We start from the raw sequence: 25,216 nt of genomic DNA, 5'->3' as shown, positions 1-25,216 counted from the left end.
GGGGGTGACCCGGGCCTTTGCTTGGTCATGTCAGTCGATTTCAGGCGGCGGCGACGGCGCGCTTGGTCAGAACCTTGATCAGATTCGCCCGGTATTCCGGGGTGCCATGCAAATCGCCCATCAGGGTTGAAGGATCGACGCTGAGCCCGTCAATTGCAGCAGCCGAGAAATTCTTCGACAGCGCGGCTTCGGCCTCTGACCAACGGAAAACGCCATCCGCCCCGGCTCCAGTGACCGCGACGCGCACACCCGAGGGGTATTTCGCCACGAAGACCCCGGTCAGGGCAAAGCGGCTCGCGGGCTGCTCGAACTTCACATAGGCGGCCTTTTCGGGGATCGGGAAGACGACTTGGGTAACAATCTCGCCTTCTTCCAGCGCCGTGGTGAAGAGGCCCTGGAAATACTCATCGGCGGCGATACGGCGCTTGTTCGTCACCACCGTCGCGCCCGAGGCCAGGACGCCCGAAGGGTAGCAGGCCGCCGGGTCGTTGTTGGCGATCGAGCCGCCCACCGTGCCACGGTTGCGCACGGCAGGGTCACCGATACCACCGGCAAGCTTCGCCAAAGCCGGATAGGCCGAGGCCGCCTCTTTCGCGACAACCGCATGAGGGGTGGCGGCGCCGACTGACAGGTTGCCGCCTTCCGCCTTGACACCCTTCATCGCGGCGATGCCGGTCAGGCTGACCAAGGTGGTCGGCGCGGCCAGGCGCTGCTTCATGGTGGCGATCAACGTCTGGCCACCGGACAGGGCCTGCGCCCCTTCCTGTGCCAGTGCCTTGACGGCCTCTTCCACCGAGGCGGGTTTGACGAAATCGAAATTGTGCATGATTTGCCCTCCTCAGCCCTGCATGGCCTGCCAGACCCGCTTGGGCGAGACCGGCATGTCAATATGCGTCACGTTCTTGTGGCCACCGCGGCGCAGCGCGTCGACCACGGCGTTGACCACAGCGGGCGGCGAACCGATGGCCCCGGCCTCGCCGCAGCCCTTCACACCCAGCGGATTGTGGGTACAGGGCGTATTGCAGCTGTGATCGACCGTGTAGAACGGCACGTCATCGGCGCGCGGCATGGCATAGTCCATGAAGCTGCCCGACAGAAGCTGCCCGCCCTCGTCATAGGTGGTGTTCTCCAGCAGCGCCTGGCCGATGCCCTGCCCGACGCCGCCATGGACCTGGCCCTGGACGATCAGCGGGTTCATCACGTGGCCGAAATCATCCGCGGCGGTGAAGCTGCAAATCTCGACCCTTCCCGTGTCGGGATCGACCTCGACCTCGCAGGCATAGGCGCCTGCCGGGAAGGTGAAGTTGCCCGGATCGTAGAAGGCCGATTCCTCAAGCCCCGGCTCCAGCGTTTCCAGCGGGTAGTTGTGCGGGACATAGGCCGAGAAGGCGATTTCGCCAAAGGTCTTGGCCTTGTCGGTGCCCGCGACCTGGAACTTGCCGTCTTCAAAGGTGATGTCGCCTTCCGCGGCTTCCAGCATATGGGCCGCGATCTTCTTGCCCTTGGCGATGATCTTGTCGACTGCCTTCACCATGGCGGTGCCGCAGACCGCGAGGCTGCGCGAGCCATAGGACCCCATGCCGAAGGGGATTTTCGAAGTGTCGCCATGGACGATCTCGACCGAAGCTTCCGGGATGCCCAGCTTGTCGGCCACGATCTGCGCGAAGACCGTCTCATGGCCTTGGCCGTGGCTGTGCGCCCCGGTCAGGACCGAGATATTGCCGGTGGCGTTCACCCGTACCGTCGCGGCGTCATACAGGCCGACGCGGCTGCCCAGCACGCCCACCAGATGCGAAGGCGCGATGCCGCAGGCTTCGATCCAGGTCGAATAGCCGATGCCGCGCAGCTTGCCCTTGGCCTTGGACACCGCCGCGCGCTTGTCGAAGCCCGCGATGTCGCCCAGCTCGATCATCTTGTCGAGCGTGGCGTGGTAATTGCCGGTATCATACACAAGGCCGACCGGCGTGGTGTAGGGGAAGGCGCCGGGGTCGATGAAGTTCTTGCGCCGGATCTCGATCTTGTCGAGCCCAAGCTCATCGGCTGCCTTGTCGATCACCCGCTCGATCGAGAAGGTCGCTTCCGGGCGGCCTGCGCCGCGATAGGCATCGACCGGGGCGGTGTTGGTGAAGACGGTCTTCACGTTCACATAGACCAGCGGCGTCTTGTAGGGACCCGCCATCAGCGTGCCATGCAGGAAGGTCGGCGTCGCGGTCGAGAAGTTCGACAGATAGGCGCCGACATTGGCCAGCGTCTCGGTGCGCAGCGCCAGGAAGGTGCCGTCCTTGTCCAGCGCAAGCTGGATCTTCGTCACATGGTCACGGCCATGGGCATCCGACAGGAAGGCTTCCGACCGGGTCGCCACCCATTTCACCGGACGTTTCAGGTGCTTGGCCGCGGCCAGCACAGCCGCCTCTTCCCCGTAGTGATAGATCTTCGAGCCGAAACCGCCGCCCACATCGGGCGCAATCACGGTCAGTTTGTTCTCCGGGATGCCCATCACGAAGGCCGCGATCAGCAGGCGGTGCAGGTGCGGGTTCTGCGAGGTGGTGTAAAGCGTGTAGTCCTCGGTCCCGGGGTTGAAATCGGCCAGCGAGGCGCGCGGCTCCATCGCATTCGGGACAAGGCGGTTGTTCACCAGCTCCAGAGTGGTGATATGCGGCGCCTTGGCGAAGGCCGCGTCGACGGCGGCGCGGTTGTCCTCGATCCAGCCCCAGTCGAAGCAGAGGTTGTCGGGGATCTCGTCATGCACGCGGTTCGATGGGTCGGCGATGGCGGCGGCCATATCGACGATGGCGGGCAATTCCGTGATGTCGGCCTCGATCGCCTCGGCGGCATCGCGGGCCTGTTCCTCGGTCTCGGCCACGACGACCGCATAGGCATCGCCGACATGGCGCACCTTGCCATGGGCCAGCACCGGACGCTTCGGCTCGCGCATCGGCGTGCCGTCACGGCTGTTGATCAGCCAGCCCGCAGGATTGCCGCCCATGGCGGCGAAATCTTCGCCCGTCATGATGCACAGGACGCCCGGCATGGCGGCGGCCGCGGTGGTGTCGATCTTGTTGATGCGGCCATGGGCCATGTCACTGCGGGCAAAGGCGGCATAGGCCTGGCCCCGCAGGTTTATATCGGCCGTGTAGCGGCCCTTTCCGGTGAGGAACCTGATGTCCTCGCGGCGCTTCATCGGAGCGCCAATGCCCGTATCCTTCGGCATGAAATCCTCCCTGGCGGCCCGTCCGTTCGCGCGGCGGGCGATGTGGCGTGGTGTGGCGGTCAGGCCGGAATGGCCGAGATGTCCTGGCCCGAGGCCTGGAGCACCGCCTTGACGATGTTGTGATAGCCCGTGCAGCGGCAAAGGTTGCCCTCGAGCCCGTGGCGCACTTCTGCCTCGGTCGGCTTGGGGTTGTTGGCCAGAAGCGCCGCCGAAGCCATCACCATCCCCGGCGTGCAGAAGCCGCATTGCAGCCCGTGGCAATCCTGGAAGGCCTGTTGCAGCGTCGACAAGGAACCGTCGGCATTGGCCATGCCCTCGATCGTCTTGACCTCGGCCCCGGCGGCATCCAGCGCGAAGACCGCGCAGGACTTCACGGCCTTGCCATCCAGATGCACCGTGCAGGCGCCGCACTGGCTGGTGTCACATCCGACATGGGTGCCCGTGAGGCCCAGCCCTTCGCGCAGGAACTGGACCAGAAGGGTCCTGCCCTCGACCTCGCCCGAGACGGACTTGCCGTTCACGGTCATCGTGACTTTCGTCATATTACTCCTCCCTTGGAATCCCTGGGTCAGTGCGGCGGTTCATGCGTCGGGCGGTTCAGCCGCCGATCAATCGCTTGAACCATCCTTTCTTCTTCTCGGGTGACTCGGCAATGGCTTCGTCATCTTCTGCCTGCGCCGATCCAGCCTCGGCCGGGCCTTCGACAGCGGCCTGAAAGCGCGTGAAGAAATCGTCGGCCATCTTCTTGGCGAAACTGTCGATGATGCGGCTGCCAAGCTGGGCAATCTTGCCGCCGACATTTGCATCGACGTCATAGGTCAGCTTGGTCCCGGCGCCCGAAGGCTCCAGCGTCACCACCGCGCCGCCCTTGGCGAAGCCGGCGACGCCGCCCTTGCCCTCGCCCGAGATCTTCACCGATTTGCCCTCGACGATATCCGACAGCGTCACCACGCCGGTGAATGTGGCCGAGACCGGGCCGACCTTCTGCTTCACCGTCGCCTCATAGCCATCGGCGATCGAGCCGGTCATCGATTGGCAGCCGGGAATACACTCCTTCAGCACCTCGGGGTCGAGGATGGCGGACCAGACCAGAGCGGGCGGTGCCGCGATCTCGCGGGTATCGGTAAGTTTCATGCGAGTCCTCCCAAGCGTTGCGGCCAGCCTAACGAGACCGCGCCGATGCTGCCATGATGCCTTGGTCGTAGGATGACCGGTTCAGATTTTCGCCAGAACCTGTTGCAACTCCTGCGTCTCGATCGGTTTGAGGATGACCCCGATCCCGGCTGCCGCAGCAGCGCTGGCCAGATCGGGGCTGCGGTCGGCGGTGATCAGCCAGACCGGCAAGGGGCCATGCAGGGCACGGAACTCGACCAGGAAGCTCAGGCCGGTGCGCCCCGTGCCAAGCTGGTGGTCGGCGAGGATCAGGTCGGGCAGGATGCCGATCTCCTCGATCAGCGCCAAGGCCTCTTCACCAGAACCGGCCTCGATCACCGTCAGACCCCATTTTTCGAGAAGCAGGGTCAGGGCAGCGCGCAATTCGGCATCATTCTCGACCAGGAAGGCGATCTTGTCCTGCGCATCGGGGCGCGGCAGCGGCCGGTCGGGCGCTATCTCGACCGGGGGGGCGGCAAGCGCCCGATCAAGCCGCAAGGCAAAGCAGGTGCCCTGCCCCAGCGTCGAAAACAATCTAAGCTCATGGCCAAGAAGCGCACAGGCGCGGTCGACGATGGCGAGGCCCAGGCCCATGCCTTCGGAAGCCGAGGCGCGGGCATTCAGGCGGTGGAATTCCTTGAAGATGTCGCGCTGCGCCTCCGGCGGGATGCCGGGCCCGGTGTCGCGCACCTCCAGCCTTATGGCGCCGCGGTCCCGGCGCGCGCCCACGAGGACGCGTCCGGTTTCGGTATAGCGGATCGCGTTGGAGATCAGGTTCTGCAGGATGCGGCGCAGATAGGCGGGGTCGGTTTCGACCACGGCTGCGCTCGGCATGACTGTCAGCGCCAGGCCCTTGGCGGCGGCAAGGGGGGCGAATTCCTCGGACATGCGGCGCAGCAAAGGGTCCAGCGACACCGGTCCGACGCTGACCGCCGCCTTGCCGGATTCCAGCCGCGAGATATCCAGCAGCGCGGCCAGCAGCCCCTCGACCGATTGCAGCGCGTTCTGCGCCTTGTCGAGCGAGAGCCGCGCCCCTGGGTCAAGCCTTTCGTCGGCAATGGACGAGATATACAGCTTGGCCGCCGACAAGGGTTGCAGAAGGTCATGGCTGGCAGCGGCGACAAATCGCGAGCGGCTGGCATTGGCGCGTTCGGCGTCGGCCAGCGCATCCTGCAATTCCAGCGTTCGCTCGGTCACCCGCGCCTCGAGCGTTTCATTGGCCCGCGACAGCGCCGCCAAAGCCTCGCGCTCGCCGGTGACATCGGTGAAGCTGATCACGAAACCCGCATCGGGCATTTCCTGCGCGAAACAGTCGAGGATCAGCTCTGTCCCGCGGCGCAATTCGAAATGCAGCGCCCCGCGGCCCGATCCGCCCGCGACCCAGGCCAGGATCGCCGCCTCATCCGCGCCGCCGCCCAGTTGCATCTGCGCGCCGATCCGGGCGAAGATCGTCTCGAACCCCGTGCCCATGCGTGTGCCACCCGCAGGCAGAGCCAAAAGCTCGGCCAGGCGCCGGTTCCAGCCTGCCAGCCGGGCAGAGGCATCAAAGATCGCCACGCCCTGGCTGATATGGTCCAGCGTGGCGCGGATCATGCGGGCCTGATCGTCCAGGAGCCTCCCGCGCTCGTGCCGCTCGGCGCGGATGATGTCGGTCACATCGGTCTGAAGGATCACCGTGCCGCCATCAGCAGTGCGATGCTCCGAGACCTGAACCCAGTGATCGGCATCCATGCGGACGTTGAAGATGACGTGACGGTCCTGATGCCGTCGCAACCGGGCCACCGCCCAATCGTCGGGCGTCAGGTCATGCGGCAGCGACAGGAAGGCAGAGCGGGCGACAAGACCGACATAGTCGGCAAAGGTGATGCCGGCGCGCAGGCTGGCGCGGATGTCGGGCATGTGCATTCCGAAGCGCGAATTGCACATGACGAGATTCTCATCCACGTCGAACAGCGCAAAGCCTTCCTGGATCGTCTCGATCGCATTGGCGAGGTTGTTGCGCGCGGCCTCCGCCTCGCGCTTGGCCTCGCCCAGCCTTGTATTCGTGCTGTTCAAGAGATCCAGCGCATGGCCCAGTTCACGCGTGCGGGCGCGGACCTGATCTTCCAGCATCGCTGCGCGCTGGAACTGCGCATAGGCAGCACCGGAATCGTCGGTCACCTGCTCGACCCGGCGCATCAGCACTTCGGCAATGGTCAGAAGCTTCTCGGCCCGCCGCTCGGGGCTGTCGGAAGGGTCGATCAGCGCTTCAATCATGCTCGGGCGTCCTCCAAGTTCTCCTCGGGCGGATACAGGGCCACACCGGTCATGGTCTGGTTGACATGCATGGAATTCATCTGCTCGCCATAGGTCGAGAAACCCGTCACCGCATGGTCGCGCAACAAGGCCGAGACCGCGCCATAGCGCTGCTTTTCCTGCGCTTCCATCCGGCGCAGGATGCAATCGCAGGCAAGGATGGCGGCAGGGGTGCCGCCTTCGGAAAGACCGGTCAGCGCAGCCTCCAGATGCACCGCCATGTCCTGCGGTTCGGCCAGGGTCAGCACAAGCCCCTCGTCAATAGCCGAGAAGAAAACCAGATCCCCATTCGGCGCCATGCGCTGGATCGCCCGGACATGGTGCTTGCCGCCGATCCGCACGACAACCGGATGGGCCGCAAAGGTGAAGGTGGTCAGCTGCCCCGGATCCTTGCCCAGAAGCCGGGCATATTCGCGCGCCGCCGGTTCGGCATTGATGCGGCGGACGATGCGGTTGGCAGGGTCGGCCTCGGTCACCACCATGCGCCTTTCGGTCGGAACAAGATGATCCAGACTGAAGACCTTCACCCGGCAGGACGTCCGCACCAGAGTCAGCACAGCGGCGCCCTGCCGGAAAGCTCCATTCGACAAGACGAACGTTTCCAGAAACCGCGTGCCGTCGCCCGCCGATCCGCCGAAAAGCGGCATCGGGCCAAGGCCGGGGCCAAGGGCGGCGGTCAACTCATCCTCGCGGATCGACAGGCCATCGACCATCAGGAAGGCGAATTCGCTGTGCCAGCCCGGATGCGCCCCCGCCAGGGCGGCGCGGCTGCGGATCATGGTGCCGATCAGATCCTGCGCGTCGATCCGGGACAGGTCGATGGTCAGGCTGTCCGTGGCGAAAGCCCCCGTCGGCAGGCCAAGCGCGACGATCTCGCCCTCGACATAGCCGGAGGCACCGATTTCGCCGGCAGTGGTGCAGCCGATCACGGGTGTCTCGCCAAAGGCTGCGGGCAGGCTTGCGGCCAGGCGGTCCAGATCGGCTTCGGGCGAGACAAACAGCATGATCGTCGCGAAGGGTCCGGGGCCAAGCGCGCGGGCGAGCTGTCTTGCTGCATCCGGCGCACGCGCGTCGCAATGCGCGCGCGGCATGACGGCGGACGCCCCAAGGGGCGGTCCGGCGCCCTGGCGCGGGCCCTGGTCTTTCATCACGGACATTCCTCCCCCTGCCGCGATCCTCTCCTGCCGCCCTTGGCCCGGCGGCGGGGCGCGCCTCAGCCCCCTTCCGGCATCAGGCTGGCGAAATGGGTCTCGCGGGCCAGAAGCACCGCCTGCGTCCGGCTTTGCACCCCAAGCTTGCGCATGATCGCGGTGACATGGGCTTTCACCGTCGTCTCAGCGATGGACAGCTCCCAGGCGATCTGCTTGTTCAGCATCCCCTCGCAGATCAGCTGCAGGATCCGCGCCTGTTGCCGGGTCAGGAGCGCCAGCCGTCCGATCGCCTCGTCCCTGGGCCCCGGCCGCGCATCGGGTGCCGCATCATAACCTTCCGGCAGGAATCGTTGCCCGCGCGCGATCTGCTCCAGCGCGGCGCGGAACATATCGCGCTTGGCATGTTTCGGCACGAAGCCGGCCGCCCCTGCCGCCAGGCAGGCGCGGATCACCCGGTTTTCAGCAAGCGAGGAGACCACAAGCACCGGCACGCCGCCCGCCGCCTGGCGCAGGCGGATCAGTCCGTCCAGCCCGTCGACGTCCGGCAGGTTCAGGTCCAGCACCACAAGATCGGGCGGTGCGGCGGAATCAAGGCGCTTGAGCGCGAGATCCAGCCGGTCCGCCGTCTCGACCGCTTCGATCCCGGCTATGGCGCGCAGGGTCATCGCCAGCGCATCGCAGTAAAGCGGGTGATCGTCCACGATCAGCGCAGAACGCAGCGGGCGGAAGGGGATCGGATCGGTTGACGAAGTGGGAGCCATGGGAAGCGCCGGGTCTATGGGGTCTGGGGCAAAGCCTAGCGCGGTCCGGGCCCTGCCACCAGTGGACTTAGGTGGCAGGCCGCGCAGCGCCCTTGGCTGGCTTTCGCAGACTTGCATCGCCCAGGCTTGCCGCCCCCGGTCTGCCCGGCCTAGAAAGCATGACCGCTCCAGCCTTACGGACCCAGCGCCATGCCATTGCCCCGCCGTCATCTCCTTCTCGCCGCCCTGCCCCTTGCGCTCGCCGCTTGCGGGGCGCCAAGGCAGCGCGAAGAGGATCGTACCGGGCTGCATGGCGGAGAGACTCCGCAGATGCGCGCGCTGATCCGCAAATATGCGGCCCTGTACGACATGCCGGAAAGCCTGATCCACCGCGTCGTCCAGCGCGAAAGCGGCTATAATCCCGCCGCCCGCAATGGCCCCTACTATGGCCTGCTGCAGATCCATCCACGCACCGCCCAGACCATGGGCTATGATGGCCCGCCCGAAGGTCTGCTCGATGCCGAGACCAACCTGAAATATGCTGGCAAATACCTGCGCGGGGCCTGGCTCGTGTCGCGCGGCGACCAGGATCGCGCGATCATGTGGTATTCCAAGGGCTATTACTACGAGGCCAAGCGCATGGGCATTCTGCGCGAAACCGGCCTTGTACGCTGAGGCAGCCTAGTACCAGGCATCTGCCATCTCGGACTTGCGCCGCGCCACGAAGTCAGCCAGCGCCTCGGCCTTGTCGATGGCCAGGGGCGGCGCCTCGTAGTCGCGCAGCCGTTGCTTCCAGGCCCGGTTCGCCCGCGTCGCCGCATCGGCGCTGCCCGCCGCTTCCCATTTCTCAAAGGGCTCGTTGTCGGCCATGCCCGAATCCCAGAAGGCGGTCTCGTAATTCGCCATCGTATGGCTGCAACCGAAGAAATGGTTGCCTGGTCCCACTTCGGCGAAAGCATCGACCGCAAGCTGGTTGTCATCAATCTTGATGCCGTCAAGATAGCTGTGCAACGCGCCGCAAAGGTCGTCATCCAGCATGAACTTCTCGTAGGACATGCTCAGAAGCCCGTCCAGAAACCCGGCCGAATGCAGGATGAAGTTGGCCCCGCAATGAATGGCGGCCAGCATCGACATCGTGCCTTCGGTCATGGCCTGGGCGTCGGGCAGTTTCGACGTGGTGAAATTGCCCGAGCAGCGCAGCGGCAGGTTCAACCGCCGCGCCAACTGGCCGATCGCCATGCTTCCGATCGCGGGTTCCGGCGTGCCGAAAGTGGGCGAGCCCGATCGCAGCGACATCGAGGACAGGAAATTGCCGAAGATCACCGGCGCGCCTTTGCGCTCCAATTGGGTCAACGCACATCCGGCCATGGTCTCGGCGAGGCTTTGCGCGATGCCGCCCGCGCTGGTCACCGGCCCCATGGCGCCGCCCAGGATGAAGGGCACGACCACCGCCGCCTGATTGGCCCGCGCATAGGCACGCAGGGACCGCGTCATGGTGCCATCCCAGACCAGGGGTGAGTTCACGTTCACATTGCCAAGGATGGTGCAATTCGCATCGACGAAATCGGCGCCGAACAGGATACGGCACATCTCGATACTGTCTTCGCTGCGCTCCTCGGCGGTCACCGAACCCATGAAAGGGCGGTCCGAAAGCTCGATATGCGCCATGACCATGTCGAGATGGCGCTTGTTCACCGGAATATCGGTCGGCTCGCAGATCGTGCCGCCGGAATGGTGGAAGTTCGGGCTTGCCTGCGCCAGCCGGATAAAGTTGCGGAAATCCTCCAGCGTGCCGAAGCGGCGGCCGCGGTCAAGATCCATGACGAAGGGGCTGCCATAGGCGGGTGAGAAGACGACGTTCCGGCCGCCGATGCGCACCGAATGGGCCGGGTTGCGGGCATGCTGGGTGAATTCCGCCGGCGCCGAGCGCAGGATCTCGCGCAGCATCCCCGGCTCGAACCGGACCAGCAGCCCCTCGATCTTTGCCCCCGCCCGCTTCCAATGGTCCAGCGCCACCGGATCGTCGCGGAACTCGATCCCGGTTTCGGCCAGGATACGGTCGGCAGCCGCCTCGACTTTCAACAGGTTCTCTTCCGAGAGGATGTCATAGGTCGGGATGTTGCGGGTGATATAGGGTCGTCCCACCCCCGGACCCTTGCGGCTGCGTTCCGCCGTCCGTGCCTGCCGCCCGCTGCGCCGTTGTTCGTTCATCGCCGCTCCCCCCGCTGACAGGACCATCAAAACCGATCCGTACGGATAGTCCCGCACGGAACCGACTCCTGAAGGCCTGAATTCACCTTCATCTCGGCTCAAACACCTTCGGGGCGCCGGGGGGTAGACAGCCCCCAAGGACCAGTCTCAGGTCACCACATCCGGCGCATTGCGGCCGGTAAAGCCCGCGATCCCCGCAATCGCATGGGCGGCCGCGATCACCGGAGCGAGCGCGGATTGCGGCTCTTCTTCCAGCTCGTCCGGTCCGGTGACGAAGCGCTCGACATACAGGCGCAGTGTCGCGCCTTCGGTGCCTGTTCCCGACAGGCGGAACACTGCGCGAGAGCCGCCATCGAACAGCACCCGCACCCCCTGCTTGGTCGAGACCGAGCCATCCACGGGATCGGTATAGGCGAAATCGTCGGCATGGCTCACCACCAGCCCGTCATAATCCATGCCCTTCAGCGCCGAGAGCTTGCCGCGCAACGCCGCCATCATCGCATCGGCGCGGTCGGTCGGGATCGCCTCGAAATCGTGGCGGCTGTAATAGTTGCGGCCATAGCGATGGAAATGTTCGCGCAGGATCTGCGCCACGCTTTCCTTGCGCACCGCCAGGATGTTCAGCCACAGAAGGATCGCCCAAAGCCCGTCCTTTTCGCGCACATGGTCCGAGCCGGTTCCGAAGCTCTCTTCGCCGCAGATCGTCGCGCGACCGGCATCCAGCAGGTTGCCGAAGAACTTCCAACCCGTCGGGGTTTCATAATGATGCAGCCCCAGCGCCTCGGCCACCCGGTCGGCGGCGGCGGAGGTGGGCATCGAGCGCGCGATTCCCTTCAGCCCCGCCTTGTAGCCGGGCGCGAGATGGGCATTGGCCGCCAGCACGGCCAGACTGTCGGAGGGCGAGACATAGATCCCGCGCCCGACCACCATGTTGCGGTCGCCATCGCCATCCGAGGCGGCGCCGAAGTCGGGCGCGTCCGGCCCGAACAACTCGTCCATCAGGGCCTTGGCCCAGGTCGGGTTCGGGTCGGGATGAAGACCACCGAAATCCGGCAGGGGCACGGCATTGACCACCGTCCCCGGCGCGGCACCAAGGCGCTTTTCAAGGATCTCAACCGCATAGGGCCCGGTGATGGCGCACATGGAATCCATGCGCATCCGAAAGCCGCCCGCGAACATCGCCCTGATCGCGGAAAAATCGAAAAGGCTTTCCATGAGCGTTGCGTAATCCGCCACGGGATCGACCACATCGACCTGCATCCCCGCCAGTTCTTGCCGGCCAAGGCGGGCCAAATCCACGTCTTGCGCCTCGGCAACGCGGTATTCAGTGATGGAGGTCGTGCGGGCATAGATCGCCTCGGTTACCGATTCCGGGGCGGGACCACCGTTCGGCATGTTGAACTTGACGCCGAAATCCTCATTCGGGCCGCCCGGGTTGTGGCTGGCCGACATGATGATGCCGCCATCGGTCTTCATCAGCCGGATCAGGTGGCTGGCGGCAGGGGTCGACAGCAGCGCCCCCTGTCCCACGATCACCCGCGCCGCGCCATTGGCCGCCGCCATGCGCAGGATCACCTGCGCGGCGCGGTCGTTGAAATAGCGCCCGTCGCCGCCCAGGACAAAGGTCTTGCCCTTGCAGTCCACCACGTCGAACAGCGACTGGACGAAATTCTCCAGATAGTGTCGGCCCATGAAGACCGGCGTCTTCTTGCGCAACCCGCTGGTGCCGGGCTTCTGGCCCGCGATCGGGCTGGTGGCGACGGTGGTGATCATTGGTCTTCTCCCTTGACCGGCGCGGGCTCGGCCCGCAGCAGCAGCACTGATTGCGCCGGAACCTCGTCCGGGGCTGGCCCCTCGGTCAAGTCCGGTCGCGTCGTATCGAGGATCAACTGCCAGCCCGGCGCGGTGGCGGGCAACGCCAGGGGGACGGCCGGGCCACAGTTGAACACGGCGAAAAGCGCGTCTTCATCCGGGCGCTCGCCCTCGGCAGCATGGCGCAGTTCAACGCAAAGGCAACGGAAGGCCGGATCGTGCCAGTCCTGCGGGCTGGGTTCGCGGCCATCGGGGCGGTGCCAGATCACGTCTCGCAACCCATCCTGCGCGCGTTCGCGGGCGTGCAGGAAACGGCGCTGGCGCAGGATCGGCGTCTCGCGCCGGATCGCCGCCAACCGCGCGATGAAACGCGCCAGCGCGGGATCGGCCCCGTCCCAATCCAGCCAGCTGATCGCATTGTCCTGGGCGTAGGCATTGTTGTTGCCGCCCTGGCTGTGGCCCAGCTCATCCCCCGCCAGGATCATCGGCACCCCTTGCGACAGGAACAGTGTCGCCATCAGGTTGCGCTTGCGCAACGCGCGGGCGGCCAGAACCCCGGTCTCGGTTGTCGGCCCCTCGACCCCCAGATTGTCGGAATGGTTCTCAGAATGGCCGTCACGATTGTCTTCGCCATTGGCCCAGTTGCGCTTGACCGTGTAGCTGACCAGATCTTCCAGCGTGAACCCGTCATGGGCTGTGATGAAATTCACCGAGGACGTCGCCGCCCGCCCCGAATGGTCGAACTTTTCCGCACTGCCCAGCAGCCGGGCCGCCAGATCGGCGGTCATCCCGGCATCGCCCTTCCAGAACCGCCGCACCCCGTCGCGATAGCGGTCGTTCCATTCGATGAAAGGATGCGGATAGGCACCCAGCTGATAGCCGCCGGGCCCGATATCCCAGGGCTCGGCGATCAGCTTGACCTGAGCCAGAACCGGGTCCTGACGGATCGCGTCGAAGAAGCCGCCATTGGGGTCGAAGCCGCCCGCCTCGCGCCCGAGCACGGTCGCCAGATCGAAACGGAACCCGTCGACATGGCCGACTTCGACCCAATAGCGCAGGCTGTCCATCACCATGCGCAGCACCATCGGCTGCGCCAGGTTCAGGGTGTTGCCAGTGCCGGTATCGTTGACATAGCTGCGCCCGCCATCGGCAAGCCGGTAGTAGCTGGCATTGTCGAGCCCCCGGAAAGACAGGGTCGGCCCGAACTGGTCGCCTTCGGCCGAATGGTTGTAGACCACGTCGAGGATGACCTCGATCCCCGCCGAATGCAGCCTTCGAACCATGGTCTGAAAATCACGCATGCCGCCCCGGCCCAGATAGCGCGGCTCGGGCGCGAAAAATCCCAGCGTGTTGTAGCCCCAGTAATTGCTAAGTCCCTTCTGGGTGACGAAACGCTCATCGGCAAAGGCCTGGACGGGCAGCAATTCCACCGCCGTCACACCCAGCTTGAGGAAATGATCCAGCATCGCGTCCGAGGCGAGACCCGTGACCGTGCCGCGCTGTGCCTTAGGGATGCCCGGGTGCTTCATCGTCAGCCCGCGGACATGCGCCTCATAGATCACCGTCTCAGCGCGCAAGCGGCGGGGAGGCAGATCATTGCCCCAGGAATAGGCCGGATCGGTGACGACGGCCTTGGGCACGGCAAAGGCATTGTCGCGCGTGTCGAAGGACAGATCGCCGCGCGACGAGCCGATACGATAGCCCATCAGCGCATCGGACCATTTCAGCCGCCCCTCCAGCGCGCGCGCATAGGGGTCCAGCAGCAGCTTGTTCGGGTTGAAGCGGTGGCCCTGTTCGGGCGCATAGGGGCCATGGACGCGGTAGCCATAGACCGTCCCCGCCGACAGCCCGCCGACATGGACATGCCAGATATCACCATCGCGGTCGCGCAGCGGAATGCGGTGCCTTTCCTGCCGACCATCATGCGAAAAGAGGCACAGCTCCACCTTCTCGGCATGGGCGGAAAACACGGCGAAGTTGACGCCATGCCCCGTCAGCGTCGCGCCCATGGGCCAGGGGCGGCCCTGTTCGACCGCGTGGCTTCCCGACCCAAGATCGGGCGGGCGGCTCACCCCCGGATATCCGCGTAAAGCCCGGCATAGGCGGCGGCGCTGGTCTCCCAGCCCACCGGCTGCGCCATGGCATTCTTCACAAGCCGGGCCCAGAGCTTCGGCTCGGCGTGAAGCTGCAAGAGCCGCCGCAACGCCTGGCCAAAGGCCAGCGCATCGGTGGGCGCGAAAGTGACGCCCGTGGCCACCCCGGCCCCCAGCGCGGCGGGCGAGGCATTGATCACCGTATCGGCCAGCCCGCCCACCGCCGCGACGACGGGGATCGTGCCGTACCGCAGGCCATACATCTGGGTCAGGCCGCAAGGTTCAAACCGCGACGGCACCAGAACCGCGTCACCGCCCTGGAACAGCCGGTGGCTCAGCGCCTCATCATAGCCGATCCGAACCGTGACCCGCCCGGCAAAGCGCCGCGCAAGATCCTGCACCGCCCCTTCCAGTTCCGGCGCGCCGGACCCCAAGACGATCACCCCGCCGCCGCCAGCCACGAAATCCGGCACCACGGCGGGCAAAAGGTCGATGCCCTTCTGATCGGTCATGCGGCTGACGACGATGGCCAAGGGGCCTGGCACATCAAGGCCGAATTCCGTAGACAGCGCCGCCCGCGCTGCGGCCTTGCCCGCCATGGCCTTGGCGGAATAGGCAAACTCCCCTTCGTTTTCCGGCGACCAGACCTTTGTGTCCACGCCATTCAGGATGCCCTGCACCACCGAAGCACGTTCGGCGATGACGCCCTGCAACCCCATGCCGAACTCGGGCCGCATCAGCTCGGCCGCATAGGTGGGCGAAACGGTGGTGATGCGGTCCGCCGTCACCAGCCCCGCTTTCAGCATGGAAATCCCGCCGTAATATTCCAGCGCATGAGAATTGAAGGCCGCGCCGGGCAGGCGCAGATCGGCCAGAAGCGCCGCAGGCGCCCAGCCCTGGAAGGCGATGTTGTGGACCGTCATCACCGAAGCCACGCCGCCCGCGCCGTGATAGGTCAGATAGGCTGGCGCCAGCCCCGCCTGCCAGTCATGCGCATGCAGGACATCGGGTTTCCACCCCTCAAGCCCCTCGCGGGCGATCCGCGACCCAACCCAGCTCAGAGCCGCGAAGCGCTGCGGGTTGTCCGGCCAGTCGCCGCCTGCGCCCGTGTACGGACCGCCGATCCGGTCATAGAGATGCGGCGCATCCAGCGCGAGGATCGAGATGCCCTCGACCTCGCCCGCCAGAACCCGCCCTTCGCCGCCCCAGAGATCCTCTTCGCGCCAGACCTCTGGCCACTCGGCCACCAGCGGGCGCAGGGCTCGATAGGCCGGGATCAACACCTTCATGTCCCAGCCCAGGGGTTTCAGCGCCCCCGGCAGGGCGCCCACGACATCGGCCAACCCACCGGTCTTGATCAGCGGCACGCATTCCGAGGCAACCGAAAGAACCCGCCCCTTGATCGTCGCCATGTCTGCGCCCCTTCATCCTGGCCCAACTGTCCCGGGGTCCTGGGGGCAGCCCCCCGGGATCGCCCGCCGGGAGACAGGCCTCAGCCCAGGGCCTTTGCCCGCGCGTCCAGCATCGCCTGGGTGATCAACACGATCCCCCCTTCGCTGCGCCGGAACCATTTCTCATCTTCCACCGGATCGGCGCCGACGACCAGACCCTCGGGAATGGTTACCCCGGAATCTATGACACATTTTGTAAGTTCCGCCTTGCGGTTGACCACCACGCGCGGCAGCGCCACCACATTGTCGAGCATCGAGAAGGAGTGGGTGCGCACCCCGGTGAACAACAGCGAATTGCGCACCTCTGAGCCCGAGACGATGCAATCGCCCGAGACGAGCGACGACACGGCCGAGCCGCGCCGCCCATCCTCGTCATGGATGAACTTTGCGGGGGGCACGATCTCGGAATAAGTCCAGATCGGCCAGGAATTGTCGTAGATATCCAGCTTGGGGACGAAATCGGTCAGGTCGATATTGGCCTGCCAGAAGGCGTCGATCGTGCCCACGTCGCGCCAATAGGGCTCATCCTCCAGCCCGCTCGTCACGCAGCTGTCGGCGAAGCGATGCGCCATGGCCTTGCCGTTCTTCACGATATGCGGAATCAGGTCATTGCCGAAATCGTGACTGGAATTCTCGTCCACCATGTCGCGCAGCAGAAGGTCGCGCAGGAAGGCCCAGTCGAAGACGTAAATTCCCATCGAGGCCAGGGCGTGCTTGGGGTCGCCCGGAATCGACGGCGGATCCTTGGGCTTTTCCAGGAAATCGGTGATGCGCATGTTCTTGTCGACATGCATCACCCCGAAGGCCGTCGCTTCCATGCGCGGCACGGTCAGGCAGCCGATGGTCACATCGGCCCCGTTCGAGACATGCTCTTGCAGCATGATCTCGTAATCCATCTTGTAGATATGGTCGCCCGCCAGGATGACCACATATTTCACCCGGTAGCTGTCGATGATGTCGATGTTCTGCGCCACGGCATCGGCGGTGCCGCGATACCAGTTCACCTCGTCCATGCGCTGGCTGGCGGGCAGGATGTCGAGATATTCGTTGCGCTCGGCCCGGAAGAAGTTCCAGCCGCGCTGCATGTGGCGGATAAGGCTATGGGCCTTGTATTGTGTGGCAATCGCCATCTTGCGGATGCCCGAGTTCAGCGCGTTCGACAGGGCAAAGTCGATGATCCGGGTCTTGCCGCCGAAATAGACCGCCGGTTTCGCCCGCCGGTCGGTCAGTTCCTTGAGCCGCGAGCCGCGCCCCCCTGCCAGCACGAAGGCCATGGCCTGCGAGGACAGACGTGTGTTCACCCTTGCCTTCATCTTTACCCCCTGCGCGTGGACCCCTTAACGATCCTGAATGAAAAACACTGTGGACAGCGGCGGCAGCACGGCCAGCGCCGATTGCGCGCGGCCATGATGCGGCAGGTCCTCGGACATGATACCGCCCAGATTGCCCCGGTTGCCGCCGCCATAGGCTGCGGCATCGGTGTTCAACGCCTCGCGCCAGCGCCCCGGCGCGGGCAGGCCAAGGCGATAGCTGCGCTCGACCGGGGTCATGTTGACCGCAACCACCACCATCAGGTCGCCCGGATCCCCCTTGCGGAGAAAGGCATAGACCCCGGCCTCGGCATTATTGGCCTCGATCCAGTCAAAGCCTTCAGCCCGGCAATCGTTGACATGCAGCGCGGGCGTCTCGCGGTACAGCCGGTTCAGATCGCGGATCAGCGTCTGCACACCCTGATGCGGCGCAAGGTCGAGCTGGTGCCAGTCGAGGCTTTGCTTGTGGTTCCATTCCGCCCCTTGGGCAAACTCTTGCCCCATGAACAGAAGCTTCTTGCCCGGATGGCCCCACATGAAGCCGTAAAATGCCCGCAGATTTGCGAACTTCTGTTCAGCATCTCCGGGCATCTTGCCCAGCATGCTACCCTTGCCGTGCACGACCTCATCATGGCTGATCGGCAGGATGTAATTTTCCGACCAGGCATAGACCAGGCCAAAGGTCATCTGGTGGTGGTGGAACTTTCGATAGACCGGATCGCGCGCCATGTAGGACAGGACATCGTTCATCCAGCCCATGTTCCACTTGAAACCGAAGCCCAAGCCCCCCCAATTCGCCGGGCGGCTGACGCCCGGAAAGGCGGTGGATTCCTCGGCCACGGTCAGGATGCCGGGACATTCGCCATAGGTCGTGATGTTCATGTCGCGCAGCATGGCAATGGCTTCGTAATTCTCGCGCCCGCCATCGCGGTTCGGGATCCACTCGCCCGCCTTGCGGCTGTAGTCGCGATAAAGCATCGAGGCCACCGCATCGACGCGCAGCCCGTCGACATGATACTCCTCAAGCCAGTACAGCGCGTTGGAGACGAGGTAATTCTTCACCTCGGTCCGGCCGTAATTGTAGATCAGGGTGTTCCAATCCTGATGGAAGCCCTCGCGCGGGTCCTGATGTTCATACAGCGCGGTGCCGTCGAACTGTGCAAGGCCATGGGCGTCGGTCGGAAAATGGCCCGGCACCCAGTCAAGGATGACGCCAAGCCCCTTGCGGTGCGCGGCATCGACAAAGGCGCGGAACTCCGAGGGCGTGCCATGGCGGATCGTTGGCGCGAACAGACCGACCGGCTGGTAGCCCCAGCTTCCATCGAACGGATATTCGGAAACGGGGAGGCATTCGATATGCGTGAAGCCCATATCGGCGACATAACCGACCAGTTGTTCCGCCAATTCCGCGTAAGACAACATCCGGTCGCCCGGCGCCCGGCGCCAAGACGCCAGATGAACCTCATAGACCGAAATCGGCGCCGAGACCGCATGGCGTGCCGCGCGGCTGTCCATCCAGCCCTGATCGCCGAATTCCCCGTCGATCCGGCGCACCACGCTGGCATTGGCGGGCGGATGTTCGCTGCCGAACCCGACCGGATCGGCCTTGAGCGGCATCAGCGCGCCGCCCGGCCCCCGGATTTCGTATTTGTAGGTCGCGCCTTCGCCCAGACCGGGGATGAAGATCTCCCATATTCCGGTCGGCCCGCGCCGCCGCATCGGGTGGCGGCGTCCGTCCCAGATGTTGAAATCGCCGACGACCGAGACCCGTTCGGCATTCGGCGCCCAGACGGCGAAATGCACGCCCTCGGCCCCTTCATGGCGCATGACATGGGCGCCCAGCACCTGCCAGAGTCGCCGATGCGTGCCTTCACCCAGGAGATATTCGTCCATCTCGCCCAGCACGGGACCGAATCGGAACGGATCTTCGAAGCTCCATTCCGTGCCCCCACCTTCCGCGCGCAGGACATAGGCCGCCTTGCGCTTCATCAGATGGGTAAACAAGCCGGGTAGGCCCGGATAGGAAACCGCTTCGGCTTCGGCCTTGCCCGTCACGACGAAGAGCCGCTCCGCGCCCGGCACGAAGGCCGTGACCAGCGTGCCCCCAGCCCGCTTCTGCGGGCCAAGCACGGAAAATGGATCGCCATGGCGGCCCTCGGCAATCGCCCGGGCTTGCCCCGGGTCGAGCGGCAGCTCGTCCATCCCTTCCTCCCCTGCCCGGGCTCTACCGACGCACTCCCTAAAGCGCCGGCGTCACGTCCCAGACATCCTTCATGTAACTGCGGATCGTACGATCCGACGAGAAGAATCCGCTGCGCGCGGTATTCATCGCCGCCATTCGTTCCCAACGCTTCATGTCCGCAAAGGCGGCATCCACCCGGCCCTGCGCGGCGTGATAGGCATCGAAATCCGATGAGACGAGGAAATAGTCATGGTGCCAGACGCCATGGACGATGCCGTGATAGCGGCCCGGCTCGTCGGGCGAGAAGCGGCCCTCGGCGATCATCTGAAGCACATCCTGCAATTCCGGACTCGCCTCGATCGCAAGACGCTCATGCTCGGGCACCAGACGGCGGGCGCGGACCTCGTCGGCGGTCAGGCCGAACAGGAAGAAGTTCTCTTCGCCGACTTCCTGAAGAATTTCCACATTCGCCCCGTCCAGCGTGCCGATGGTCGGCGCCCCGTTCATCATGAACTTCATGTTGCCGGTGCCCGAGGCTTCCTTGCCTGCGGTCGAAATCTGTTCCGACAGGTCCGCCGCCGGGATCAGCCGTTCGGCCATCGAGACATTGTAGTTCGGCGGATAGAGGATCTTGAGCATGTCGCCGGTCTTGGGGTCGTCGTTCACGACCGCGGCGACATCGTTGATCAGGCGGATGATTTCCTTGGCCACCGCATAGCCCGGCGCGGCCTTGCCGCCAAAGATGCGGACGCGCGGAACCGGGTTCTTGATCACGCCTTCCCGCAGCTTGTGCCAATGCGCGATGCATTCGAGGATGTTCAGAAGCTGGCGCTTGTATTCGTGGATGCGCTTGATCTGCACGTCGAACAGCGCGTCCGGGCTGATCTGGATGCCGAAATCCTTGGCAATCCAATTCGCGACCCGCACCTTGTTCAGCCGCTTGGCAGCAGCGAATTTCTCGGCAAAGCCCGTATCACCGATATGCGGCTCGATCCCGCGCAGCCGGTCGAGATCGTCCTCCCAGCCTGGCCCGATGGTCTCGGTGATCAGCCCGGCGAGCGGACGGTTGCACATCTTCAGCCAGCGGCGCGGCGTCACGCCATTGGTTTCGTTGATGATCCTTGGGTGCAGGGCTTCCAGTTCTGGGAAGAGATTCTGCTTCACCAGTTCGGAATGCAGCGCCGAAACCCCGTTCACCTTATGCGCCATGATGAAGGCCAGCTCGCCCATCCGCACCTCATGGTGCTTGACGATGCCCACATAATGCGGACGCGACGGATAGGCGCCCTTGTGCCAGGCGTCGATGCGCTCGACGATCTGCATGTGGCGCGGCAGGACGTTGCCGAAGGTGAAGGTCGCCCATTTTTCCAGCGCCTCGGGCAGAAGCGTATGGTTCGTATAGCCCAGGCAGGCGCGCGAGACGTCAAGCGCCTCGGTGAAATCCATGCCATGTTCGTCGGACAGAAGCCGCACCAATTCCGGCCCCGCGATGGCGGGATGCGTGTCGTTCATCTGGATCGCGACGTGTTTCGGCAGGGCCTTCAGGTCGCGATGGGCGGCAAGGTAGCGGCGCAGAATGTCCTGGAGCGCCGCAGAGGTCAGCAGGAATTCCTGCTTCAGCCGCAACTCCTTGCCCTGATAGGTCGTATCATCCGGGTACAGCACCCGCGACAGCGTCCGTGCCAGCGTTTCCGGTTCGGCGGCGGCGGCGTAATCGCCGTGATTGAAACGGTTGAGGTCGAATTGCGTTGTAGGCTTGGCGGCCCAAAGCCGCAGCGTATTGGCCCATTTGCCCTGCCAGCCGATCACCGGCGTGTCATGGGCTTCGGCCAGAACCGTCTCGCCCGGCAGCCAGACCTCGCGCCCGTCACGCATCACGACTTCGCCCTTGAAGCCGATCGTGTAGGCGCTTTCGGGGCGCGGAAACTCCCAAGGATGGGCCTGGCTCAGCCAGTCTTCCGGGGTTTCCACCTGCCGCCCGCCTTCAAAGCGCTGGCGGAAGAGCCCATGCTCATAGCGGATGCCATAGCCATAGGCCGGGCACCCGAGCGTCGCCATGCTCTCCATGAAACAGGCGGCCAGCCGGCCAAGCCCGCCATTGCCGAGCGCGGCGTCGGGCTCGTCGCGAATGATCTCGCGGATGTCCTGGCCATAGTCGGCCATGGTTTCCGCCGCGATGTCGTATAGGCCAAGATTGACCATGGCATCCTCGATCAGCCGCCCGATCAGGAATTCCATCGACAGATAGTAGACGCGCTTGCGGTTCTCGTCCCAGGTGCGCCGGGTCGAGGTGAACCACGGCCCGACGATGCGGTCGCGGATCGAATACGAGAGCGCCATGCGCCAGTCATAGATGCTGGCATTGGGCGCATCCTTGCCAAGCGTGAAGGTCAGATGCCGCAGGACATCGGCTTTCAGCACATTCGGGGTCAGGCTCTGGTCGGTCACGTGGGGCCCTGTCGCTAAGTCGAATGCCGAAAAGCCTACGCCTGTCCTTTCCGGGGTCAAGGACCATTGCTGCCTTGCAGCATAGCCCGGGCCGGAAGTGAGCAAACGCTCAACTGTCGAGCAATGTTACCGCAAACATGGCCGCTGTCTACCGGCTTGTGCGGGTTTTGCGTCCGGGTGCCTGGCAGTGCGGAAAAAAGGCGACATCTGATCCATATCAAGTCGCGAACGGGTCGGCTCTGGCAGAGAAAGGTATCTTAGCCAAGGGAGACTCCCCGGATGCGTATGACCACCCGCACCAGCCTTGCGATGAAGACCCTGATGTTCTGCGCCGTGAACGAAGGCCGGATCGTGCGCCGTTCCGAGATTGCGGCCATCTATGACGCCTCGGAAAACCATCTCGCCCAGGTGATTCACCTGCTGGCCCAGAAAAAGTTCCTTCGCACGATCCGGGGGCGGTCGGGCGGCTTGATGCTGGGCAGGCCAGCCGCGAAAATCACCGTGGGCGAGGTTTTCCGCGCCTTCGAGCGCGTGTTGCCCTTTGCCGAATGTTTCTCGAGCGATCACGACACCTGCCCGCTTTCGGGCAATTGCCGGCTGTACTGCCTGCTGGATGATGCACTTGATGCCTTCTATGACCGGCTCGATCGCATGACGATCGCGGATCTGGTGGGCGGCAATGTCGAGGTCGGGCGAATCCTTCACGTGGCCTGAGCGCTCAGATCACCGGGCGCAGAAAGCGCAGGCGCAGCGCGTTCGCCAGAACCATGACGGAAGACAGCGCCATGGCGCCCGCTGCCAGCATGGGCGAAAGCTGCGGCCCGCCAAAGGGCACCAGCAGGCCTGCGGCGACGGGGATCAGCAGGGTGTTGTAGCCAAAGGCCCAGGCAAGGTTCTGGCCGATATTGCGCAGAACGGCGCGCGACAGGCGCAGCGCCGTGGCGACCGCCAGTGGGTCGCCGCGCATCAGAACCACATCGCCCGCCTCGATGGCGATATCCGTCCCCGTGCCCATGGCGATGCCCACCTCGGCTGCCGCAAGGGCCGGGGCATCGTTGATGCCGTCGCCCACGAATGCCCCACCGGATGCGCGGATCAGGGCCAGCTTTTCTTCGGGCATCAGCCCGGCATGGACCTCGTCCACCCCAAGCCGCCCCGCCACCGCCTGCGCGGCGCGCGGCGTATCGCCCGACAGGATCGCAGCGGTCACACCCAGCTCCCTCAGCGCGGCGACCGCGCGCGCGGCTGTCGGGCGAAGCCTGTCGGCGACTGTGATCACCCCCTGCAGGGTGCCGTCCCGAGCCACGAACAGGACGCTTTCGCCCTGCCCTGCGGCCTTGTCCGCGATTAGCCTCAGATCATCGGGAATGGTCTCGAACATCCGCGCCGCGCCGACTGCGATCTCGGCCCCCTCGACATTGGCCCTGGCCCCCATCCCGGGTGTCGCGGCAAAGCCTGTCGCCGCAGGCGGGTTCGGACTTGCCGCCAGCACGGCCGCGGCCAAGGGATGTTCGCTGCCCTGCTCGACCGCTGCCGCCATCGGCAGCACCCAATCCGGGCCGTGATGACCCGTCACCGCCGGATGGCCTTCGGTCAGAGTTCCAGTCTTGTCAAAGCCGATGCGCTTTACCGAAGCCAGCCGCTGGAGCGCCTCGCCGCGGCGGAACAGCACCCCGAGTTCTGCCGCCCGCCCGGTGCCGACCAGGATCGAGACCGGCGTCGCCAACCCCATCGCGCAGGGACAGGCGATGATCAGGACCGAGACCCCCGCGACCAGCGCATGAGCAATATCGCCGGTGGCGAACAGCCTGGCCGCGACCGAGAGCACGGCAATCGCCATGACCGCCGGCACGAACCACAGAGTCACGCGGTCCACCAGCGCCTGCACCGGCAGCTTCGATCCCTGCGCCTCGGCCACTAAGGCGGTGATCCGGGCCAGAACCGTGGCGGCGCCGACCGCCGAAACCTCGACCACCATGGCCCCGGTGCCGTTGATCGTACCGCCCGTCACCGTGTCACCCATCGCCTTCGCGACGGGCAGCGGTTCGCCCGTCAGCATGGATTCGTCCACGGCAGAACCGCCCGAGACGACACGGCCATCTGCTGGAATCCGCTCACCCGGGCGCAGCACGATGCGCATGCCCGGCATCAGGGCCCCAAGCGCGATCTCCTGCCCGTCTTCCAGCCTGGCGCTTCGCGGCTGCAGCCCGGCCAGCCGGGCAATCGCCGCCCCCGCCTGCCCGCGTGCCCGCGCTTCCATCGCGCGGCCCAGCAAGATCAGCGCCACGATCACCGCCGCCGCCTCGAAATAGACAGCGCGCGAGGCTTCAGGGATCAGGTTCGGAGCAAACAGCACCAGGGTCGAAAAGACCCAGGCCGCCAGCGTGCCCACCGCGACCAGGGCGTTCATGTCGGGCGCGCCGCGCAAAAGCGCCGGAATCCCTTTGCGGAAGAATATCTGCCCCGGTCCGGCCAGCGCCAGGGTCGCCAAAGTGAATTCCATCAGCCACAAGGGGCGCTGGCCGATAAGCCCATAGATCCAGTGGTGAAAGGGCGGATAGAGATGCCCGCCCATTTCGGCCACAAAGACCGGCGCGGCCAGGAGGCAGGCCAGGACCGCCTTCTGCCACAGGCGTCGTTCCTCCGCGCGCGGATCGGCAGGCTTCGCCTCGGCCAGAGGCTGCGCCGCGAAACCGGCCCGCGTCACCGCTGACGCCAGCCGGGCGGGATCGGCAGGCTCCCACAGCGTCACCTGCGCCCGGCGCAGGGCCAGATTGGCGGTTGCCGAAGCCACGGCCGGATCGGCGCGCAAGACACGTTCGACACGGCCCGTGCAGGAGGCGCAGGTCATGCCCTCGACGGACAGCTCCATCACCTGCGGCCTGACCGGATAGCCGATCTTCCCCAACGCTTCGGCCATCTGCGCCCGTGTCGCCGGCGCATCAAAGCTTACCATGGCCGTGCCGGTGCCGAAATTGGCACTGGCGCTGTTGACGCCCGGCAGCGCCTTCAAGGTGCGCTCGACACGGGCCACGCAGGAGGCGCAGCTCATCCCGTCGAGCTGAAGATGCGCTGTTTCGTGGAACTTTGCGGGGGCTGTCATGGTTGTCTTCCCGAGGGCTCCCGCCTGGCGGCACTTGCCATTCCGGGCCTGCTCTCC

Annotated in this window: 17 protein-coding genes; 2 read left to right on the top strand and 15 right to left on the bottom strand. The window is 65.2% G+C overall.

All coding sequences use genetic code 11. From position 1 onward, the window contains the following. Positions 1 to 40 precede the first annotated feature (40 nt). The 7 genes from ACED67_RS02375 to ACED67_RS02345 all read right to left on the bottom strand — a co-directional run bounded on the left by ACED67_RS02375 (position 41) and on the right by ACED67_RS02345 (position 8,570). Entirely contained in the window at positions 41 to 826 is a 786-nt protein-coding gene (locus tag ACED67_RS02375) for an FAD binding domain-containing protein (RefSeq protein ID WP_395539923.1), read from the bottom strand. Positions 827 to 838: 12 nt separating this feature from the next. Next, a complete protein-coding gene (locus ACED67_RS02370) occupies positions 839 to 3,211 on the bottom strand; it encodes a xanthine dehydrogenase family protein molybdopterin-binding subunit (RefSeq protein WP_395539922.1) in 2,373 nt (790 codons plus the stop codon). A gap of 59 nt (positions 3,212 to 3,270) precedes the next feature. Further along, positions 3,271 to 3,753, bottom strand: a complete 483-nt coding sequence (locus tag ACED67_RS02365) for a (2Fe-2S)-binding protein (protein WP_395539921.1) — start codon at positions 3,751 to 3,753, stop codon at positions 3,271 to 3,273. A 55-nt stretch (positions 3,754 to 3,808) separates the two neighbouring features. Continuing rightward, positions 3,809 to 4,345, bottom strand: coding sequence for an SRPBCC family protein (locus tag ACED67_RS02360; protein WP_395539920.1), 537 nt, complete (start codon positions 4,343 to 4,345; stop codon positions 3,809 to 3,811). Positions 4,346 to 4,426: 81 nt separating this feature from the next. Then, on the bottom strand, positions 4,427 to 6,619 hold the full coding sequence (locus ACED67_RS02355) for a hybrid sensor histidine kinase/response regulator (protein ID WP_395539919.1): 2,193 nt from the start codon (positions 6,617 to 6,619) through the stop codon (positions 4,427 to 4,429). After that, complete coding sequence (locus ACED67_RS02350) at positions 6,616 to 7,749, bottom strand: FIST N-terminal domain-containing protein (RefSeq protein WP_395540460.1); 1,134 nt, start codon at positions 7,747 to 7,749, stop codon at positions 6,616 to 6,618. Before ACED67_RS02350 ends, ACED67_RS02355 begins: the two co-directional genes overlap by 4 nt. Positions 7,750 to 7,871: 122 nt before the next feature. Beyond that, positions 7,872 to 8,570, bottom strand: coding sequence for a response regulator (locus ACED67_RS02345; RefSeq protein ID WP_395539918.1), 699 nt, complete (start codon positions 8,568 to 8,570; stop codon positions 7,872 to 7,874). A 189-nt stretch (positions 8,571 to 8,759) separates the two neighbouring features. Between ACED67_RS02345 and ACED67_RS02340 the strand changes: the two genes are divergently transcribed. Further along, a complete protein-coding gene (locus ACED67_RS02340) occupies positions 8,760 to 9,224 on the top strand; it encodes a transglycosylase SLT domain-containing protein (protein ID WP_395539917.1) in 465 nt (154 codons plus the stop codon). Between the two features lie 6 nt (positions 9,225 to 9,230). Here ACED67_RS02340 and ACED67_RS02335 read toward each other — a convergent pair whose 3' ends face one another. The 7 genes from ACED67_RS02335 to ACED67_RS02305 form a co-directional block, all read right to left on the bottom strand. Beyond that, complete coding sequence (locus ACED67_RS02335; protein WP_395540459.1) at positions 9,231 to 10,760, bottom strand: trimethylamine methyltransferase family protein; 1,530 nt, start codon at positions 10,758 to 10,760, stop codon at positions 9,231 to 9,233. Positions 10,761 to 10,907: 147 nt separating this feature from the next. Then, positions 10,908 to 12,533 (bottom strand): alpha-D-glucose phosphate-specific phosphoglucomutase, encoded by a 1,626-nt coding sequence (locus ACED67_RS02330; RefSeq protein ID WP_395539916.1) that lies wholly within the window; start codon positions 12,531 to 12,533, stop codon positions 10,908 to 10,910. Next, positions 12,530 to 14,644, bottom strand: a complete 2,115-nt coding sequence (glgX, locus tag ACED67_RS02325) for a glycogen debranching protein GlgX (protein WP_395539914.1) — start codon at positions 14,642 to 14,644, stop codon at positions 12,530 to 12,532. The genes ACED67_RS02330 and glgX overlap by 4 nt, the downstream gene beginning before the upstream one ends. Next, positions 14,641 to 16,077: a glycogen synthase GlgA gene (glgA, locus tag ACED67_RS02320; RefSeq protein WP_395539913.1), complete on the bottom strand. Its 1,437-nt coding sequence runs from the start codon at positions 16,075 to 16,077 to the stop codon at positions 14,641 to 14,643. The genes glgX and glgA overlap by 4 nt, the downstream gene beginning before the upstream one ends. Positions 16,078 to 16,157: 80 nt before the next feature. Beyond that, a complete protein-coding gene (gene glgC, locus ACED67_RS02315) occupies positions 16,158 to 17,429 on the bottom strand; it encodes a glucose-1-phosphate adenylyltransferase (RefSeq protein ID WP_395539912.1) in 1,272 nt (423 codons plus the stop codon). Positions 17,430 to 17,453: 24 nt separating this feature from the next. Further along, entirely contained in the window at positions 17,454 to 19,628 is a 2,175-nt protein-coding gene (gene glgB, locus ACED67_RS02310) for a 1,4-alpha-glucan branching protein GlgB (protein ID WP_395539911.1), read from the bottom strand. Positions 19,629 to 19,665: 37 nt separating this feature from the next. Then, positions 19,666 to 22,056: a glycogen/starch/alpha-glucan phosphorylase gene (locus ACED67_RS02305; RefSeq protein ID WP_395539910.1), complete on the bottom strand. Its 2,391-nt coding sequence runs from the start codon at positions 22,054 to 22,056 to the stop codon at positions 19,666 to 19,668. 279 nt (positions 22,057 to 22,335) lie between these two features. On the opposite strand from ACED67_RS02305, the gene ACED67_RS02300 reads away from it, so the two are divergent. After that, positions 22,336 to 22,770, top strand: a complete 435-nt coding sequence (locus ACED67_RS02300) for an RrF2 family transcriptional regulator (RefSeq protein ID WP_395539909.1) — start codon at positions 22,336 to 22,338, stop codon at positions 22,768 to 22,770. Between the two features lie 4 nt (positions 22,771 to 22,774). On the opposite strand, the gene ACED67_RS02295 is transcribed toward ACED67_RS02300, so the two are convergent. Then, entirely contained in the window at positions 22,775 to 25,159 is a 2,385-nt protein-coding gene (locus tag ACED67_RS02295) for a heavy metal translocating P-type ATPase (protein ID WP_395539908.1), read from the bottom strand. Positions 25,160 to 25,216: the final 57 nt, after the last annotated feature.

The sequence above is a fragment of the Neotabrizicola paludis genome (assembly GCF_044142105.1).
In the GTDB taxonomy this organism is placed as follows: Bacteria; Pseudomonadota; Alphaproteobacteria; order Rhodobacterales; family Rhodobacteraceae; genus Pseudogemmobacter.
This window is presented reverse-complemented; position numbering and strand designations above follow the sequence as displayed.